Annotated in this window: 17 protein-coding genes and 1 pseudogene; 6 read left to right on the top strand and 12 right to left on the bottom strand. The window is 67.6% G+C overall.

All coding sequences use genetic code 11. From position 1 onward, the window contains the following. Positions 1 to 37 precede the first annotated feature (37 nt). The 5 genes from mutM to coaD all read right to left on the bottom strand — a co-directional run bounded on the left by mutM (position 38) and on the right by coaD (position 3,296). Positions 38 to 1,024 (bottom strand): bifunctional DNA-formamidopyrimidine glycosylase/DNA-(apurinic or apyrimidinic site) lyase, encoded by a 987-nt coding sequence (mutM, locus tag AC1DB8_RS04750; protein WP_476892340.1) that lies wholly within the window; start codon positions 1,022 to 1,024, stop codon positions 38 to 40. Between the two features lie 9 nt (positions 1,025 to 1,033). Continuing rightward, positions 1,034 to 1,834, bottom strand: a complete 801-nt coding sequence (gene rnc, locus AC1DB8_RS04745) for a ribonuclease III (protein ID WP_476892339.1) — start codon at positions 1,832 to 1,834, stop codon at positions 1,034 to 1,036. A gap of 21 nt (positions 1,835 to 1,855) precedes the next feature. Then, positions 1,856 to 2,059 carry a 50S ribosomal protein L32 gene (rpmF, locus tag AC1DB8_RS04740; protein WP_056738282.1) on the bottom strand — a complete coding sequence of 68 codons (204 nt, stop codon included), beginning with the start codon at positions 2,057 to 2,059 and terminating at the stop codon, positions 1,856 to 1,858. Positions 2,060 to 2,095: 36 nt separating this feature from the next. After that, the gene (locus AC1DB8_RS04735; RefSeq protein ID WP_476892668.1) at positions 2,096 to 2,620 is read right to left on the bottom strand and encodes a YceD family protein; all 525 of its coding nucleotides are present in this window, start codon (positions 2,618 to 2,620) and stop codon (positions 2,096 to 2,098) included. Between the two features lie 175 nt (positions 2,621 to 2,795). Continuing rightward, complete coding sequence (gene coaD / locus AC1DB8_RS04730) at positions 2,796 to 3,296, bottom strand: pantetheine-phosphate adenylyltransferase (protein ID WP_476892338.1); 501 nt, start codon at positions 3,294 to 3,296, stop codon at positions 2,796 to 2,798. Between the two features lie 48 nt (positions 3,297 to 3,344). On the opposite strand from coaD, the gene AC1DB8_RS04725 reads away from it, so the two are divergent. Genes AC1DB8_RS04725 through AC1DB8_RS04715 form a run of 3 tightly spaced genes read left to right on the top strand, consistent with a single transcriptional unit; the run spans position 3,345 to position 6,261 of the window. Next, on the top strand, positions 3,345 to 4,271 hold the full coding sequence (locus AC1DB8_RS04725) for an SDR family NAD(P)-dependent oxidoreductase (protein WP_476892337.1): 927 nt from the start codon (positions 3,345 to 3,347) through the stop codon (positions 4,269 to 4,271). Then, positions 4,268 to 5,476: an aminotransferase class I/II-fold pyridoxal phosphate-dependent enzyme gene (locus AC1DB8_RS04720; RefSeq protein WP_476892336.1), complete on the top strand. Its 1,209-nt coding sequence runs from the start codon at positions 4,268 to 4,270 to the stop codon at positions 5,474 to 5,476. Before AC1DB8_RS04725 ends, AC1DB8_RS04720 begins: the two co-directional genes overlap by 4 nt. Beyond that, positions 5,473 to 6,261: a spermidine synthase gene (locus tag AC1DB8_RS04715; RefSeq protein WP_476892335.1), complete on the top strand. Its 789-nt coding sequence runs from the start codon at positions 5,473 to 5,475 to the stop codon at positions 6,259 to 6,261. Before AC1DB8_RS04720 ends, AC1DB8_RS04715 begins: the two co-directional genes overlap by 4 nt. A gap of 28 nt (positions 6,262 to 6,289) precedes the next feature. Here the strand turns inward: AC1DB8_RS04715 and AC1DB8_RS04710 are convergent, their stop codons facing one another. After that, positions 6,290 to 6,781, bottom strand: coding sequence for a MarR family winged helix-turn-helix transcriptional regulator (locus AC1DB8_RS04710; protein WP_476892334.1), 492 nt, complete (start codon positions 6,779 to 6,781; stop codon positions 6,290 to 6,292). A 214-nt stretch (positions 6,782 to 6,995) separates the two neighbouring features. Here AC1DB8_RS04710 and AC1DB8_RS04705 point away from each other — a divergent pair, with 214 nt between their 5' ends. Continuing rightward, a complete protein-coding gene (locus AC1DB8_RS04705) occupies positions 6,996 to 7,973 on the top strand; it encodes an ABC transporter substrate-binding protein (RefSeq protein ID WP_476892333.1) in 978 nt (325 codons plus the stop codon). Between the two features lie 69 nt (positions 7,974 to 8,042). On the opposite strand, the gene rsmD is transcribed toward AC1DB8_RS04705, so the two are convergent. Genes rsmD through thiL form a run of 4 tightly spaced genes read right to left on the bottom strand, consistent with a single transcriptional unit; the run spans position 8,043 to position 13,039 of the window. Next, positions 8,043 to 8,648, bottom strand: a complete 606-nt coding sequence (rsmD, locus tag AC1DB8_RS04700; RefSeq protein ID WP_476892332.1) for a 16S rRNA (guanine(966)-N(2))-methyltransferase RsmD — start codon at positions 8,646 to 8,648, stop codon at positions 8,043 to 8,045. Between the two features lie 39 nt (positions 8,649 to 8,687). After that, positions 8,688 to 10,922: an ATP-dependent DNA helicase RecG gene (locus AC1DB8_RS04695; protein ID WP_476892331.1), complete on the bottom strand. Its 2,235-nt coding sequence runs from the start codon at positions 10,920 to 10,922 to the stop codon at positions 8,688 to 8,690. After that, entirely contained in the window at positions 10,912 to 11,991 is a 1,080-nt protein-coding gene (locus tag AC1DB8_RS04690) for a DAK2 domain-containing protein (RefSeq protein ID WP_476892667.1), read from the bottom strand. Before AC1DB8_RS04690 ends, AC1DB8_RS04695 begins: the two co-directional genes overlap by 11 nt. A gap of 22 nt (positions 11,992 to 12,013) precedes the next feature. Next, entirely contained in the window at positions 12,014 to 13,039 is a 1,026-nt protein-coding gene (thiL, locus tag AC1DB8_RS04685; RefSeq protein ID WP_476892666.1) for a thiamine-phosphate kinase, read from the bottom strand. A 92-nt stretch (positions 13,040 to 13,131) separates the two neighbouring features. Here thiL and AC1DB8_RS04680 point away from each other — a divergent pair, with 92 nt between their 5' ends. Further along, complete coding sequence (locus AC1DB8_RS04680; protein WP_476892330.1) at positions 13,132 to 13,713, top strand: YdcF family protein; 582 nt, start codon at positions 13,132 to 13,134, stop codon at positions 13,711 to 13,713. Between the two features lie 102 nt (positions 13,714 to 13,815). Here the strand turns inward: AC1DB8_RS04680 and AC1DB8_RS04675 are convergent, their stop codons facing one another. Continuing rightward, positions 13,816 to 15,228: a sugar nucleotide-binding protein gene (locus AC1DB8_RS04675; RefSeq protein ID WP_476892329.1), complete on the bottom strand. Its 1,413-nt coding sequence runs from the start codon at positions 15,226 to 15,228 to the stop codon at positions 13,816 to 13,818. Positions 15,229 to 15,231: 3 nt separating this feature from the next. Next, the gene (rfbB, locus tag AC1DB8_RS04670) at positions 15,232 to 16,230 is read right to left on the bottom strand and encodes a dTDP-glucose 4,6-dehydratase (protein ID WP_476892328.1); all 999 of its coding nucleotides are present in this window, start codon (positions 16,228 to 16,230) and stop codon (positions 15,232 to 15,234) included. Between the two features lie 68 nt (positions 16,231 to 16,298). Between rfbB and rfbA the strand changes: the two are divergent. Beyond that, positions 16,299 to 17,194 (top strand): annotated as a pseudogene (gene rfbA / locus AC1DB8_RS04665) (glucose-1-phosphate thymidylyltransferase RfbA). Positions 17,195 to 17,234 lie beyond the last annotated feature (40 nt).

Genomic DNA, 17,234 nt, shown 5'->3' with positions numbered 1-17,234 from the left:
CCACAACGAATTCAGCGGATTTACGCTGCCTTCAGGGTTACCAGCGTCCGTTCCGCGGCCGCGGCTGGCAGACCGGGCAGGTGTAGGAGGAGCGGTTCATGAACTGTTCGCGCTTCATCAGGCTCACGATGCCCGCCTCTGCGCAGCGCCGGCATTCCTGGCCCTCGCGGCCGTACGCGTTCAGGGACCGCTCGAAGTAGCCGGAGGCGCCGTTGACGTTGACGTAGAGCGAATCGAAGCTGGTTCCGCCGGCGGCGAGGGCGTCCGTCATGACCTGCCGGGCCGCGTCGAGCACCCGCAAGGCCTCGGACCGGCGGAGGGTGTCCGTGGGCCGGGCGTAGTGCAGTTTGGCCAGCCAGAGCGCCTCGTCCGCGTAGATGTTGCCGATCCCGGAAACCAGCGCCTGGTCCAGGAGCGCCCGCTTGAGGCCGGTCTTGCGTGCCCGGATCCGCCGGTAGAAGACGTCGAAGGAAAAGTGCGGGTCCAGCGGGTCCCGGGCAATGTGCGAGGCCTCCTCGGCGATCAGCGGCAACGGCGTCTCCGCGAGGCCGCCGGGACCGCCGTCGGGCGTGGGGATCAGCGCGGTGAGGAACAGCCCGCCGAAGATGCGCTGGTCCACGAAGCGCAGCTGTTCGGGCATGCCTGCTGCGGGGCTGAGCCTCAGCCGGATCTTCAGGTGCTTCTCGTCCGCGACGGCGGCGTCCTGCATCAGGAGCTGCCCGGACATGCCCAGGTGGGCCATCAGCGCGACGGCGGGGGCAGGCCCCGCAGCCGCGCCGTCGCCGCCCGGGGCCGCACTGCCGGCACCCGCGGGGGTGTCCGCCAGCGGCAGCCACAGGAACTTTCCGCGACGGACGACGTCGAGTACCCGGGCACCTTCAAGGTTTCCGGCAAAGTCCTCGACGCCAAGCGCGTGCCGGCGGATGGAGCGCGGATCCAGCACCTCCACGGAAATGATGGTCCGGCCGCGCACCCAGTTCACCAGGCCGCGCCGGACCACCTCGACCTCGGGCAGTTCAGGCAAGGGTGGCGCCTAGCTGCCGGTCTGGGTCTTGAACGGCGCGGCGTCGGCCGGTGCCTCGGCCGGCGCGTCCGAGGCCTCGGCCGGCGCGTCCGAGGCCTCGGCCTGAGCGGCGTCCGCGGTCCGGGCGGGAGCGGGGGCGGAGAGCCGGCGCCAGGCGTCAGCGGCTGCTTCCTGTTCGGCTTCCTTCTTGGAATTTCCCGAGCCGGTGCCGTAGTCGTTGCCACCGATCCGCAGCACGGCCTCGAAGGACCGCGCATGGTCCGGGCCGGAGCCCTCCACGGCATAGTTGATCGTGCCTAGCTGCCGGCTGGCCGCGAGCTCCTGGATGCTGGTCTTCCAGTCCGTGCCGGCGCCCAGCGCGGCAGCGTCCTGGAGCAGCGGGCCGACCAGCCGCATGACGAGCTGGCGCGCGGTCTCCAGGTCGTTGGACAGGTAGGTGGCGCCGATCAGCGCCTCCATGGTGTCCGCCAGGATGGAGGCCTTGTTCTTGCCCTCGGTGAGCTTCTCGCCCTGGCCCAGGTAGATGTACTCCCCCAGCCCGATGCTGCGGCCGATGCCGGCCAGCGCCCGGGTGCTGACGACGGCGGAACGGCGCTTGGCCAGGTCACCTTCGGGCAGCTCGGGGTTGTCGCGGTACAGCGCATCTGTGACGGAGAAGCCCAGGATGGAGTCGCCGAGGAACTCGAGCCGTTCGTTGGTGGGGATCCCGCCGTTTTCGTAGGCGTAGGAACGGTGTGTCAGAGCAAGACGAAGCGTCCCGGCGTCAATAGAGACACCGAGACGCTTCAGAAGCTCTTCAGTTGAAGACATCTTAGTCAGCCTGTTGGCGGATTAGACGTCTGCGACCTTGCGGCCCTTGTACTCAAGGAACAGCGCGGTGCCAGCCGAGTCGGTAACGACCTTTGCCTGGTGCGGCAGGCTGTAAACAACCTGTCCGTTTTCCACGGTCTTCACCAGGTGGGGGGCAGTTGCCTTCCACTGGGAGCGGCGGGCGCGGGTATTCGAGCGAGACATTTTCCGCTTCGGGACAGCCACGGCTAACTCATTTCTCTCTAGTCCAACACTTACAAATCAGTTTTGCCGGTCAGGCTTAGCCAGATCAGCTAGGGCAGCCCAGCGAGGATCTACGACCTCGTGGTGGTGCCCCGGCTCGTCTTCCAGGCGAACTCCGCATTCGGAGCAAAGGCCCTGGCAGTCTTCCCGGCACACCGGCTGGAACGGCAGCATAGTAACAACTGCGTCCCGCAACACCGGCTCAAGATCGATCAGATCGTGCTCGACTCGACGTTGCTCTTGTTCTTCTTCTTCGTCCGGGAATTCAGCATCCCCGTAGAAGAAAAGTTCTTGCACATTGACCTCAAGGTCATACGCAAGGGGATCCAGGCATCGACCGCATTCGCCGGTTACTTCGACGTTTGCGGTGCCCGATACCAGAATTCCTTCGTGTACGGCCTCCAGGCGCAGATCCAACTCGACATCCGAGCCTTCCTGCACACCAATGAGCGCCACACCAAGGTCACTTGGTGCGGGTACATGTTCCGTCAGTGTCCGCATGCTTCCCGGACTGCGTCCGAGGTCCTTGACGTCGAACGCCAGGGGCGAACTAGCATCTCGCTTAATGAGAACTCCTGTTGAACATATGACCGACGTACCATCTTAGCCTGATCTTCCGGACGGACTCAAACCGGGCGGCAGCGCGCGGAACAGCTCCGCACACGAGGCCCGGTCAGGGCCGCGCAACCGGCAGCAGGCCGCCGAGTACCGATCAAGCTTACCCTCTGCGGGGCGGATCCTGGACCGACTCGCCGGACCTCAGCCGTTTCAGCACGGACTTCGGCACGAAGTCCGCGACGTCGCCGCCGAGGGTGAAGACTTCCTTGATCAGCGTGGAGGACAGGTGCAGGTAGTGGCCCTCGGCCGGAATGAACACGGTCTCCACGCCGGTCAGCTGCCGGTTCATGGTGGCCATCGGCAGCTCGTAGTCGAAGTCCGAGGAGGAGCGCAGGCCCTTCACGATCGCATTGGCTCCCCGCTGCCGGCAGTACTCGGCGAGCAGCCCCTCCCCCACGGGTTCCACCACGATCCCGCGCAGCGAGGCCAGGGTTTCCCGGGCCATGTCCAGCCGCTCCTCGAGCCCGAAACGGTATTTCTTGGCGTAGTTGGTGGATACGGCCACGATGACCTCGTCGAAGAGGCTGGCCGCCCGGGCTATGACTTCCAGGTGGCCGTTGTGAATAGGGTCAAAGGAGCCAGGGCATACGGCGCGTCTCATGCTCCGAACCTACCGCATGGGCCTTGCGGGCCGGGATAGCATGGCGGAATGTCAGCATCTAAGAGTTCCACCGCCGAGCCCACGCCTGAACCGTTCACCGTTGCCGGCGGGGTCGTCCTCGTGACCGGAGCCGCCATGGGCATGGGGCGGCTCTACGCCCTTCGCGCCGCCCGGGAGGGGGCCGGCGTCGTCATTCTCTGGGACGTCGACGCCGACGGACTGGCCAGCACCGCCGCCGAGGTCACGGCGCTTGGCGCGCGCGCCGTCGTCCGCCGGGTTGACCTGGCCAGCCGGGAGGCGATCGCGGAGGCCGCCGCGGAGACGCAGTCCGAAGGCCCGCTGACGCTGTTGGTCAACAACGCCGGGATCGTGCGAGGCGCCCTGTTCTGGGACCACGAACCGGCCCGCGACATCGCCCTGACCATGGACATCAATGCCCTCGCCCCGATGTATGTCACCCACGCCTTCCTCCCGGCCATGATGGCCGACGCCGGCCGGCCGCGCCGGATCCTGAACATCGCCTCCGCCGCGGGCACCGTGTCCAACCCGCGGATGAGCGTCTATGCCGCCTCCAAGTGGGCGGTCATCGGCTGGAGCGACTCGCTGCGGCTGGAGCTCGAACAGCAGGGCTACGGCCACCTCAAGGTGACCACGTTCTGCCCCAGCTACATCTCCACCGGCATGTTCGCCGGCGCCCGCGGCCCGCTCTTCACCCCGCTGATGACCCCGGACGACGCCGTCAACCGCGCCTGGCGCGCCACCGTGGCCGGCCAGCCGCAGCTGATCGCCCCGGCGACGGCGCAGCTCGGCAAGGTGCTGCGCGGGGTGCTGCCGGTCCGGGCCTGGGACTTCGTCGGCGGGAGGATCTTCGGCATTTACACCACCATGGACAAGTTCACCGGCCGCACGGCCAGTGCCTCCAACGGCGCCGGCGACGGTGCCGGTGAAAACCCCAGCCAGGCGGGAACCCGGTGAGCGGGCAGCCGCTGGCCCCCTGGCAGCGTGCGGCGACCGGCGCCAACCTGCTCTCCCCCGGCGGGGACCTGGGCGTCACCATCTTCGAGGAAATGACCACGCTGGCGCTCAGGACCGGTGCCATCAACCTCGGCCAGGGTTTCCCGGATGAGGACGGCCCGGCGGAGATCAAGGACGCGGCCCAGGCCGCGATCGCCGCGGGGGCCAACCAGTACGCCCCCGGCAAGGGCATCCTTGAGCTGCGCGAGGCCATCTCCCTGCACCAGGAACGGTTCTACGGGCTGACCCCGGATCCGCAGACGGAAATCATCGTCACCACCGGCGCCACGGAAGCCATCGCCGCAGCCCTCCTTGCCCTGGTCGGGCCCGGCGACGAGGTCATCACCTTTGAACCGTTCTATGACTCCTACGGCGCCATCATCGGGCTCTCCGGCGCCACCCACGTCACCGCCCCGCTGCTGGCTCCCGATTTCATGCCCGACCTCGATGCCCTGGCCGCGGCCTTCAGCGACCGCACCAAGGTGGTGCTCGTCAACAACCCGCACAACCCCACCGGCGCGGTCTTCCCGCGCGAAGTGCTGGAACGGGTCGTCGAGCTCGCCATCAAGCACGACGCCGTCATCATCACCGACGAGGTCTACGAGCACCTCACCTTCGACGTCGCGCACCTGCCAATCGCCACGCTGCCCGGCGCGGCCGACCGCACCCTGACCATTTCGTCCGCCGGAAAGACGTTCTCCTTCACCGGCTGGAAGATCGGTTGGCTCAGCGGCCCGGAACACCTTGTTGCCGCGGCCCGGACGGTCAAGCAGTTCCTGAGCTACAGTTCCGGCACCCCGTTCCAGAGCGCCATTGCGGTCGGCCTGGGCCTGCCGGATGAGTTCTACGCCGGCATCGCCGACACCCTGCGGCTCAAGCGGGACATCCTCAGCGAAGGCCTGCGTGCGGCGGGGCTGGAGGTCTTCACCCCGCAAGGCACCTATTTCGTGAACGTGGACACCGCCCCGCTGGGGATCTCCGATTCGGTGGACCTCGCCCGCCGGCTGCCGGAACTGGTGGGCGTTGCCGCCATCCCGGTCCCGGTCTTCTGCCACGCCGAGGGAGCCGAGCGGACCCGGAGCCTGCTCCGCTTCGCGTTCTGCAAGAAGACCTATGTGCTGGAGGAAGCGGCCGAGCGGCTCTCCACGCTCCGGGACAGGCTGTGAGCACAGAGGGCAGCCCTGCGGCCACGCGGTTCCTGCGGACCACCAGCCAGCACGCTGTGATCGAGGCCGACGAATTCACCGAGGGCGGGTTCGTGCTGAGCATCGGCGGGGCCGAACAGTCCCACGTCAACCTGGCCGACCCCGGCGACATTTTCTACGAGTACCTGCGCCGGATCGGCCACGTGGTGGACCTCGCGGCGCCGTGGGGCGAACCCATCACCGCCCTCCATCTGGGCGCCGGGGCGCTGACGCTGGCGCGCTATATCCAGGCGACCCGTCCGGGTTCCGTGCAGTACGCCGTGGAGCTGGAGCGGGAATTGCTGGACTTCGTGCTGCAGCAGCTGCCGATGCCCGACGGGACCGAACTGCACACCGTCATCGGCGACGCCCGCGAATCCCTGGCGACGCTGCCCGCGGAACTGCGCTTCGACGTCGTGATCCTGGACATCTTCTCCGGCCCGGAGGCACCCGAACACATCGCCTGCACCGGGTTCTACCGGGAAGCGGCCGCCAGGCTGACCCCGCGGGGCGTACTGATCGTCAATGTCGGCGACGAGCCGGGCCTGACACTGGTCCGCAGCCAGGTCGCGGCGCTGCGCCGGGCGATGGCCGATGTGTCCGCGTTCGCAGAGACCGGCATGTTCGCTGGCCGGCACCCTGGGAATATCATCCTGACCGGCACCCAGGGACCGTGGCCCGAGGTCTGGACCGCGGCGCTGACGGCCCGCGGCCCGCACCCGGCCAAGGTGCTCTCCGGCGTCGAGCTGGACGTCCTCTCGGACTAGTCCACGGCCCGGGGCAGCGGTACGGAACTCAGCTGAACGCGATCTTCCGCAGCAGGACCCGAAGCTGGTCCCGTTCCGGACCGTCGAGCGATGCCAGGGACGCATCTTCAGCCACCCGGACGGCCGCCGCCGCACGTTGATGCAGCTCCGCGCCGGCTGTCGTCGCGCGGATGACCTTGGACCGCCGGTCGCGCGGATCGGGCGCGCGGAAGACGAGCCCGCGCTGTTCCAGGGCGTCCACCAGGGAGACAATCTGGCTCGGGTCCAAGCGCAGGAAATCGGCGAGCTCGCGCTGCGACGGCTCGGTGTCGCTGCAGGCCATCGCCAGGACCGAGTAGGACCGCACCTTCAGATCCAGCGAGGCGAGCATGGCATTTGCGTGCGCGCTGCCCAGGGCTCGCGCCCGCGCTGCCAGGAATTCAATTTCGTCCACCAGATCGCTGGTGAGAAAGCGGTCGGGGACGGCCGGAATCGCGGCGCCTTCAAACAAATCCTCGCCGTGCTGGGTTGATTCGGCCACAGATCCTCGCAGCTTCTGGTTGGCGCCTCGGAACGCTTGACAGCGTCAACGATACCGCCGCCGGCCCGCACCCTGGAAAATAGTTGAGAAAATTATCATTGACTTTGTCAATTATATGGGTTGTCATTTATGTAGCTTCGGGGCCGGCCGCCGGGTGGTCTGCCCGGCAAGTGTCCCGACCGCCCAATAACTCACCCCAAGGAAGTGGACTGTTATGAAGAGACTCACATTTGCCGCCGTCGGAGTTGCCGCGGCGTTGCTGCTCACCGGTTGCGGCGCCGGGTCGCCGTCCGGGTCGGCCTCGAACTCCTCGGGCGCCGGTGGCGATGGTGTCCGCAACATCAGTGTGGGTGTGATCTCGATTGCGCCGTCTGCCGCTGTGCAGCTGGGCATCGACGAGGGGATCTTTGCCAAGCACAAGCTCAAGGTCGAGTTGCAGAGCGGGCAGGGCGGGGCGGCAATGCTCCCCGCCGTCTCCACCGGAACCATGAACTTCTCCGTGGGAAACCCGCTGTCCGTGCTCCTGGCCAAGAACAAGGGCCTGGACATGAAGATCGTCTCCGGGTACTCAAACTCGCTCCCCACCGGGGATGACATCAATGGCGTCGTCGCCAAGGCGGGCTCGGGCATCACCTCGGCCAAAGACCTGGTCGGCAAGAAGGTCGCAGTCAACACCCTCAATGCGCAGGGAGACCTGACCATCAAGGAGGTCGTGTCCAAGCAGGGCGGCGACCCGAACGCGGTCCAGTTCCTCGAACTGCCCTTCCAGGACATGGGTGCCCAGCTCGCCAAGGGGAACGCCGACGCCGTCTGGGTTCCCGAACCGTTCCTCTCCAAGCTGCTGGCGGAAGGCAACAAGCTGGTGACGTACAACAACCAGGCGGCACTGCCGGGTCTTCCCACCATGGTCACCTTCACCAGCGGCGGCTATGCCCAGCAGAATCCGCAGGTGGTTGCCGACTTCAAGGCGGCCATGACGGAGACCCTGGCCCTGGCGCAGAGCAACCCGGACAAGGTCCGGGCACTGCTGCCTGCGTTCATGAAGATGCCGGAGGCCGTGGCCAAGAAGCTGCGGCTGGAGGAATTCAACGGCAAGCTCGATGAACCCACCCTGGGCAAACTGGGCGAGCTGATGGCCAAGTACGGAATTGTGCCCTCGACGCCGGATGTCTCGGGCACGATCCTGAAATAGCGGCACTTGCCACACCGGACGAGGACGACGGCGGAAGGTTCCGCCGTCGTCCTCAGACAGTCTGCGGGACTACTCCGCCACTTCCGCTGCCCCCGCCTCCGCGGCCTCCACACCGGGCTCGGCGAACCAGAGCCGGGTTTCGCCGTACTTCTTCTCCGCGAACCGCTCCAGGCCGTCCGGCCAGGTCGGTTCCGGGGTGCGGGCGGAGCGTTCCACCACGACGACGGCGCCCTCGGCCAGGTGCGGCAGCAGCTTGGCCAGGACGGCGGCCAGGGCGACCTCGTCCAGCGGGTAGGGCGGGTCCAGGAACACCAGGTCCCAGCGGGTCCCCTCGGCGGCCCGGTCCAGGAACGATTCCACTTTGGAGCGGTGCACGGCAACGACCTTGCGCCGCGCCACGGTGTTGACCAGGTCCGCGTTGCGCTGGCAGACCTCGCTGGCCTTGCCGTCGAATTCCACCAGGTCCACGGTCAGGGCGCCGCGGCTGGCGCTTTCCACGCCGAGTGAACCGGAACCCGCGTAGAGGTCCAGCACCCGCGCGTCCGCGATGACCTCGAAGGCGTCCAGCCGGGAGAAGAGGGCCTCCTTCACCCGGTCCGTGGTGGGGCGGGTCAGGGATCCGGGGACGCTCACCAGCGGCGTGCCGCCGGCGGCTCCGGCAATGATCCGGCTCATGGTTTAGCTGCGCCCGACGGTTTAGCCGTGCCTGGTGTTCTAGCCGCGTTCAAGGAACGCCTCCTTTTCAGGGTTGAGGTAGTCGTCGATGGCCGCGGCGAGGCCGGCGTGGCGGGCCAGGTCCGGGTCAGCGCCCACGATCGCCTGGGCGTCCTGCCGGGCCCGGGCGATCACGTCCTCGTGTTCCAGCACCCGCAGCAGCTTCAATGTCGAACGGCCGCCGGACTGGGAGGCGCCGAGGATGTCGCCTTCGCGGCGGAGCTTCAGGTCCTCCTGCGAGAGTTCGAAGCCGTCGGTGGTCGCCGCCACGGCATCCAGCCGGCGCCGGCTGGGATGTCCCGGTTCCAGGGTGGTGACCAGCAGGCAGGTGCCCGGCAGCCCGCCGCGGCCTACCCGGCCGCGCAGTTGGTGCAGCTGCGAAATGCCGAACCGGTCGGCATCCAGGATCACCATGAGCGTGGCGTTGTGCACGTCCACGCCGACTTCGATCACCGTGGTGGAGACCAGCAGCTTGGTCTGGTTGGCCGTGAACGAGGCCATGGTCTCCGACTTCAGCACGGGGTCCTGCCGGCCGTGCAGGGGCGCCACGGGCACGCCGGCCAGTGACTGTTCGTCCCGCAGCTGTTCGATGACGCCGGTCACCGAGGCGAGCTCCCGGGCGCCGGTCTCCGCCAGGTCGGCGTCGGTGGGTTCGGCCTCGCCCGGGGTGAAGTCGCCGTCGTCGTCGGTGCCGATCTTGGGGCAGACGACGTAGACCTGGTGGCCGGCGTCGATCTCTTCGCGCGCGCGGGACCAGATCCGGGTGGCCCAGGCCGGGTGCTCGGCAAGGCCCACCACGTGGGTGGAGATCGGGGCGCGGCCTGCCGGCAGTTCGTCCAGCACCGAGGTCTCCAGGTCGCCGAACACCGTCATCGCCACGGTGCGCGGGATGGGGGTGGCGGTCATGACCAGCAGGTGGGGCGGCTTGCTGGCCTTGGACCGGAGCGCGTCGCGCTGTTCGACGCCGAAGCGGTGCTGTTCGTCCACCACGATCAGTCCGAGGTCGTAAAAGGAGACGTTTTCACTGAGCAGGGCGTGGGTGCCGATCACGATCCCGGCGGTCCCGGAGGCGGCGTCCAGCATGGCCTGTTTCCGTGCTGCGGTGGGCATGGAGCCGGTCAGCAGGGTGACTTGGACGGAATCCGGACCCAGGCCGCCCAGCAGCCCGTCCCGGGAGAGCGGTCCGAGGGTGCGCCGGATGGAGTCGAAGTGCTGCGCCGCGAGCACCTCGGTGGGGGCCAGCAGCGCGGCCTGTCCCCCGGCGTCGACCACCTGCAGCATGGCGCGCAGGGCCACGATCGTCTTGCCCGAGCCCACCTCGCCCTGCAGCAGCCGGTTCATCGGCGAGTCCAGTGCCAGTTCCTCGGAGAGGGTCTTGCCGACGGCGGCCTGGCCAGCGGTCAGGGTGAAGGGCAGTTGCCGGTCGAACGCCGCCAGCAGGCCGTCGGCGGCGGGACGGCGCGCCGTTGCCTCCTCCGCTGCGAGCTGGGCGCGGCGCCGGGCCAGGGCGGACTGCAGCACCAAGGCTTCCTGGTAACGGAAACGGCCCCGGGCACGCTGCCAGTCCGCGGGGGTCTGCGGGGCATGGATCAGCCGGTAGGCGTCCGCGACGGGCAGGAACTTCTCCCGGGACGCGATCTCGTCGGGAAGCGGGTCCTCCAGGCTGTCCAGCTCGAGCGTGTCCAGCAGTGTGGAGATGACCTTCTGAATGGACCAGCTGGTCAGCTTGGCGGTGGCCGGGTACACGGGGATGGGCATCGCGGCGAGCTTTTCCGGGTCCATCCCGGGCGTGTCCGGATCCTCGTCGAGGAGCAGGAAGTCGGGGTTGGTCAGGCCGAGCGATCCGCCGTAGCGGGTGACCTTGCCGGAGAACATGGCGCGCCGGCCCGGCTGGAGCTCGGCCTTGGCCCGGAAGCCGTTGAAGAAGCTCACCTTGAGAGTGCCGGGAAGGCCGGTAGCCGGGGAACCGGCGTCGTCGGTAATCACGACGTCGGTCAGCGAACCCCGGCGGGCGCGCATGGGCCGGGTGCTGTTGGAGATGACCCGCGCAATCAGGGTCACCTCCTCGTCCAGCGGGACCTCGCTGATCGGGGTCAGCTCGCCGCGGCTCAGGTAGCGGCGCGGGAAGTAGTTCAGCAGGCCGCCGACGGTGGTGATGCCGAGGTGTTTTTCAATGACGGCCGCGGACCGTTTACCGATCCGGCGTTCCAGGCCCAGTTCAAGTTCAGCGTTCATGTCCGTCGAGGTCCGTGGTGCGGGGGCCGGCGTCGGGAACTGCGTCCAGGGGAAGGGAATCGGGATTGCGCGGCAGGGCCAGCTCGCTGACGTTGATGTCCGACGGTTCGCCGAGCGAGCGGATCAGGGCGACGGCGGGCGCGGGGTCGGGCACGTGGACGTGGACCCGCCACCGGTAGGCGCCGTCTTCGTTGGCTTCGCCGCCCACCTGGCTCATGATCACGGACTCGCCCATCTCGTCGAGCCGCTGCCGCATGGTGGCCGCGTCCAGCGGCGAGAGGGTGATGGTGCACATGACTTCCACCCCGTCGTCCCGCGGCATGTCCACGTGGATGTGCGGGTCTTGGACGTCATAGCCGTGCAGCCCGTCGAGCAGCTGGTCCTGCAGCTCCTCGCCGAGCACGGCGGAGCGAAGGCAGTCCAGGACCAGGAGCATCCCGACGCCGCCGGCGTCGACCACGTGCGCGGTATGCAGGGCCTCGAGCTGGTCCTCGGTATGCACCACGGCGGCCAGGGCGGCCTCGACGGCGGCGTCGAGCGCCAGGCCCAGCGTGTGGTTGCTGTCGTCGCCGTCGTGCTCGGCGTCGACGGCGGCAGCGGCGCGGGCTGCCGCTTCCATGACGGAGAGCATGGTGCCGGGCACCGGGTCGCTCAGCGCGGACCAGGCCCGGATCTGGGCGCGGTTCAGGGCGGCGGCGAGCAGGGGGGAACTGAGCCGGGGGTGCCCGGCCAGCGGTTCCGCGGCGGCGCACAGGAAGACGGCGAAGAGCGTGCCGGAGTTGCCCCGCGCCTGCTCCATGGCGGCCTGGCCTGCCTTGGCCAGGACGGCTCCGACGTCGTTCTGGGCCGGGTTGGGCGGGCCCACCACGTGCAGCGCCGCGCCGGCGTCCAGCTGCGGCAGGGCGGCGGTGTCGGTGGCGACATCCTGGAGCGCCCGGGCGGCGGCGCGGACCGTGAGGTAGAGGTTGGTGCCGGTGTCGCCGTCGGCTACCGGAAAGATGTTGATGGCGTTCAGGCGGTCGCTGTGGTTTCCAAGCGTTGTCTCCGCCTTGCCCAACCACCGCTTCATCGCTTGCGCGTTGGCGGCAATCTTAGTCTGCAAAGTGATCCCATCCCACAGTGTCAGCGGGCCTGCCCGCTATGGTGACGCCTGTGCTGTCCGTTGGTGCAGAGGCCTCTACCGAGCCTATCGCAGTGAAACCGTGAGGCAGCTGAACGCCGGCCGGGAAGGCTGCGAGCAGGCCGTGGTCCTCGCCGCCGCCAAGGACCCAGTCCATCGGCTCCGCGCCCAGCAGGGAGGCGGCCGGCTGCAGCGGCACGCCGAGCTCCTTGAGGGCCACCGGGTCCAGGTCCAGTACGGCGTGGCTGGCCGCGGCCATCCGCGCGCCGTCCCGGACCAGGCCGTCGGAAATGTCCATCAGGGCGGTGGCGCCTGCTTCCCGGGCCAGCGGCCCTGCCGCGAGCGGCGGCCGGGGGCGGCACTGGGTGTCCATCAGGGCGCGCTGTTCCGGGGTCAGGGCGGCCACGGGGATGGCGGATTCCAGCAGGGCCAGGCCGGCGGCAGCGTATCCGGCGGTGCCTGCGAGCGCCAGGGTGTCCCCCGGACGGGCGCCGGAGCGCAGTACCGGGGCCTGGCTGTCCAGGGTACCGAGGATGGCGACGCTGACGGCGAGTTCGCGTCCGCGGCCCAGGTCCCCGCCGGCCACGGCGCAGTCCGGGGCGCCCAGCTCGCGAATCCCGGAGCTCATCCCGTCCGCGAAGTCCTCCACCCAGGACACAAGGGTGTCCGGGGGCATGGTCAGGCTGACCACCATCGAGGTGGCCCGGGCGCCCATGGCGTTGATGTCACTGAGGTTCTGGGCCGAGGCCTTCCAGCCGACGTCGTAGCCGGTGGTCCGGTAGCCGTTGTTCCATTCCAACCGGAAATCCTGGTCCACCACCTGCGTGTCGATGCTCACCACCGTGCGGCCGTCCGGCGCCGCCACGATCGCGGCGTCGTCGCCCGGCCCCAGCAGGAGGGCACTGCTGTCCCCGCCGTGGAGCCGCGGAAAGATCCGGGCAAGGAGTTCGGACTCGGAGAGTTCACCCACGGTCAGGGACTCCGGGTCTTGGGGCACGGGCTGCAGCGTTTCAGGCACAGCCCTACGCTACCGCGCAGGGGTGACAACGGCATTTCATGGTTGACCGGGCGCGTGCCAGACTCTTAGGTATGCCCCAACCGATGCCCCGCGTGCCGCCCGCCTTGGCGCAGGCCCTTGGCTTCACTTTGGGGGCAGTCATACTGTGGCTCATCATCGCGGTGCAACTCTTCGTCAATGTCGACCCGCTGAGCGTGCACCACACGGACGCCGTCATCATGCTGGGCGGGGCCAGTTCCGAACGGTTGCCGGTGGCCCAGCAGGTCCAGCAGGAAATCGGTGCGCCGATCCTGGCGCTCTCCAATACGGACACGCCTGGGAACAAGACGGCGGACGATTTGTGCAATACGGGGCAGGTCCCCAGCTCGACCCTCGTCTGTTTCCGGCCCGGTGAATACGACACCCGGGGCGAGGCGGAAGCGATCGGCAAGCTCGTCCGGGCCAACGGCTGGAAGTCCATCACGGTGGTGACCTCCAGCTATCACGTCGCCCGCGCCGGCCGCCTGATGGAGCAGTGCACGACGGCGGACGTCCAGATGGTGCCCTCGCACCCTGACTTGTCGCCGAGACAGTGGTTGCGGCGCTTTGTCATCGAGACGGGCGGCCTGCTGGATGTGTCACTGCGGCCGGAGTGCCCGCCGGACGCCCGGTGAGCCCTGGAGGCCCGGTGACACCCGAATGCACGGACCCGGGGCCGGCGCGTCGCGTCGCGTCGCGGGCAGCCTGACCGGACTCGCGCGGCCAAGCCACTCCCGCTACAGCTCGGCAGTGTACTCCTTGAGGCGTTGCCGTGCCGGTGCGGGGTTGAAGCCCGCGGCCGTGATCCGGGATAGGTCCAGCACGCTGTTCTCCGGCCGCGGTGAGACAGATTTCCCGCGGAAGTACTCCTCGGTACTTACCCCGGTGATGGCGTCCCGGGATTTGCCGCGCAGCTCGTAGACCTCGGCAGCGATGTCCGCCCAGGACTGGGGCTCACCGGTGTTTGTGAGGTTGTAGGTGCCGTAGGCCGCGCGGCTCTCCAGCAGGTGCCGGATCCCCGCCGCGATATCTTCCGTGAAGCTGAGGCGTCCGATTTGGTCGTTGACCACCGACGGTTCGATGCCGCGGTCCGCCAGCGACGCCATGGTCCGGACGAAGTTGTTGCCGTCGCCCACCACCCAACTGGTGCGCACGATGTAGTGCCGCGGAACGACGCTGACGACGGCGTCGCCGGCGGCCTTCGACTGCCCGTAGACTCCCAGCGGAGACACCGGTTCGGATTCATCGTGCGCGCTACGGCTGCCGTCGAAGACGTAGTCGGAGGACACGTGGACCAAGGTCAGGTCGTGTTCGACGGCGACCCGGGCGAGCCGGGTGATGGCGGTGACGTTGACCGCCCACGCAGCGGCGCGGCCCTCGGCCGACTCGGCGGCGTCGACCGCTGTGTAGGCGGCGGCGTTGATGATGGCGGAGTAATTCTTCCAGTTCCGCCCGCTGCAGGATTCCTCGCTGCGGAGGTCGAATTCGCCGCGGCCGACGAACTCGACCGAGGCGTCGCGGTAGTACTCGCTCCGCAGGGCTTTTCCAAGCTGTCCGTCGGCGCCCAGCACCAGGATCTTCTTGGGTGCCATGGGCGTAACGTCGGCCAGCCGCGGATGCGCCTTGTCCTTGTCCGAGAGCTCGGCCTCCTCCAGCGGGACCGGCCAGCTGATGGCCGCGGTCTCATCGGCAAGGTTCAGGAACGTGTACTGGCCCTGCGCGTCGGCGGACCAGTGGTCGTTGACCAGGTAGGTGTAGGCGGTGTTGTCTTCCAGTGTCTGGAAAGCGTTTCCCACTCCGCGGGGAATGAAAATGGCCTGGCTGGGATCCAGCTCGGCAGTGAAGACGGCACCGAAGGTCGGCCCCTCGCGCAGGTCCACCCAGGCGCCGAAGATCCGCCCGGTGGCCACGGAAACGAACTTGTCCCATGGTTCGGCGTGGATGCCGCGGGTAGTGCCGGCCGACTCGTTGAACGAGATGTTGTTCTGCACGGGACGGAAGTCCGGCAGGCCCAGCGCCACCATCTTGTCCCGCTGCCAGTTCTCTTTAAACCAGCCCCGGTTGTCACCGTGGACGGGAAGGTCGTAGAGGACGACGCCGGGAATCGGGGTTTCGTGAGCAGTGAGCTTTTTCGAGAACTCGATCGACATGTCCTACTGGCCCTGTTCCTTGTACTTGGCTTCGGTGGCGGCCTTCTGCGGACGCCACCAGTCCTCGTTGTTCCGGTACCAGGCGATGGTGTCTTCGATGCCCGCCTCGAAGTTGGAGAATTGCGGCTCCCAGCCGAGCTCGTCGCGGAGCTTGGTGGAGTCGATCGCGTACCGCAGGTCGTGGCCGGGCCGGTCCACTACGTGGTCGTAGGCGTCCGGCGTCTCTCCCATGTGCTTGAGGATCAGCTCGACAACATCCTTGTTGTTCTTCTCGCCGTCGGCGCCAATCAGGTAGGTCTCGCCAATCCGACCCTTGGCAATGATCGCCAGGACGGCGGACGAGTGGTCATTGGCGTGGATCCAGTCGCGGACGTTCTCGCCCTTGCCGTACAGCTTGGGGCGGATGCCGTCGATCACGTTGGTGATCTGCCGCGGGATGAACTTCTCCACGTGCTGGTAAGGGCCGTAGTTGTTGGAGCAGTTGCTGATGGTCGCCCGCAGGCCGAAGGACCGCACCCAGGCCCTGACCAGCAGGTCCGAGCCGGCCTTTGTGGAGGAATACGGGCTGGAGGGGTTGTACGGGGTGTCCTCGGTAAACCGCTCGGGGTCGTCGAGTTCCAAGTCGCCGTAGACCTCGTCGGTGGAGATGTGGTGGAAGCGCCTGTCGTGCTTGCGTGCCGCTTCGATCAGGGTGTACGTGCCGATGATGTTCGTGTCCAGGAACGGGCGCGGGTCGTGCAGCGAGTTGTCGTTGTGGGATTCGGCAGCGTAGTGGACCACGACATCGGCATCCGCGACCAGGCTGTCCACCACGGCGGCGTCGCAGATGTCGCCCTGCACGAACCGGAAGCGCTCCCCCGGCAGGCCTTTGAGGGACTCCAGGTTGCCGGCGTAGCTGAGCTTGTCCAGCACTGTGACGTGGTCGTCGGTGTTTTCCATGACGTAGTGGACAAAGTTGGAGCCGATGAAGCCGGCGCCGCCGGTGACAAGGAGTTTCTGCATCCGTACAGCCTAACTCGCGGGAAGGGCCCGGTATGCTGGCCGACAAACTGCAGACAACGTTAAAACCCATGCCTGGAATAATCCACGCCAGCGGTACCGGCTCGCGGCTGCACCCGATCACTCTTGGCTCAAGCAAGCAGCTGGTGCCGGTCTATGACAAGCCGATGAATTATTACCCGCTCTCCACGCTGATCCTGGCGGGCATCCGCGACATCCTCATCATCACCACCCCGCACGACGCCGACCAGTTCCAGCGCCTGCTTGGCGACGGCAGCAAGTTCGGGGTGAACATCACCTACAAGCAGCAGCCCAGCCCCGACGGGCTGGCACAAGCCTTCGTACTCGGCGAGGAGCACATCGGCAACGAGCCTGCAGCGCTGGTCCTGGGCGACAACATCTCCTACGGCCGGGGTATGGGCACCCAGCTCAGTCGCTTCGAGAACATTAAGGGCGGCGCGGTGTTCGGCTACTGGGTCTCAGACCCGGGAGCATACGGCGTCGTCGAGTTCGATGAGAATGGCAAGGCCATCTCGCTTGAGGAGAAGCCGCTCCAACCCCGCAGCAACTACGCAGTTCCCGGCCTGTACTTTTACGACAGCAACGTCATAGAGATCGCCAAGAACCTAAAGCCCCCCGCAGCGAGCTCGAAATCACGGACGTCAACCGGGTCTACCCGGACCGCGGCGACCTCCGCGGCGACCTCCACGTCGAGATCCTGCCCCGCGGCACGGCCTGGCTGGATACCGGCACGTTCGATTCCCTCAACGACGCTTCGAATTTCATCCGCACTGTGTGACACCGCCAAGGCCTCAAGATCGGCGCTCCGGAAGAAATCGCCTGGCGCCTGGGCTTCCTCAGCGACGGCGAACTCTACGAGCGCGCTGCACCGCTGGTAAAGAGCGGCTACGGCTCCTACCTCATGGGCCTGCTCGAAGAGTCCGCTGGCGTCGCAGCGGCGAGGTAGATCCCCTGATCCGGAATTCGGTTCGAATGCAGATCCAACG

This window comes from Arthrobacter sp. 10N410, assembly GCF_056394945.1.
Note: the sequence above shows the minus strand (reverse complement) of the source record. Positions and strands in the feature narration are given on the sequence as shown.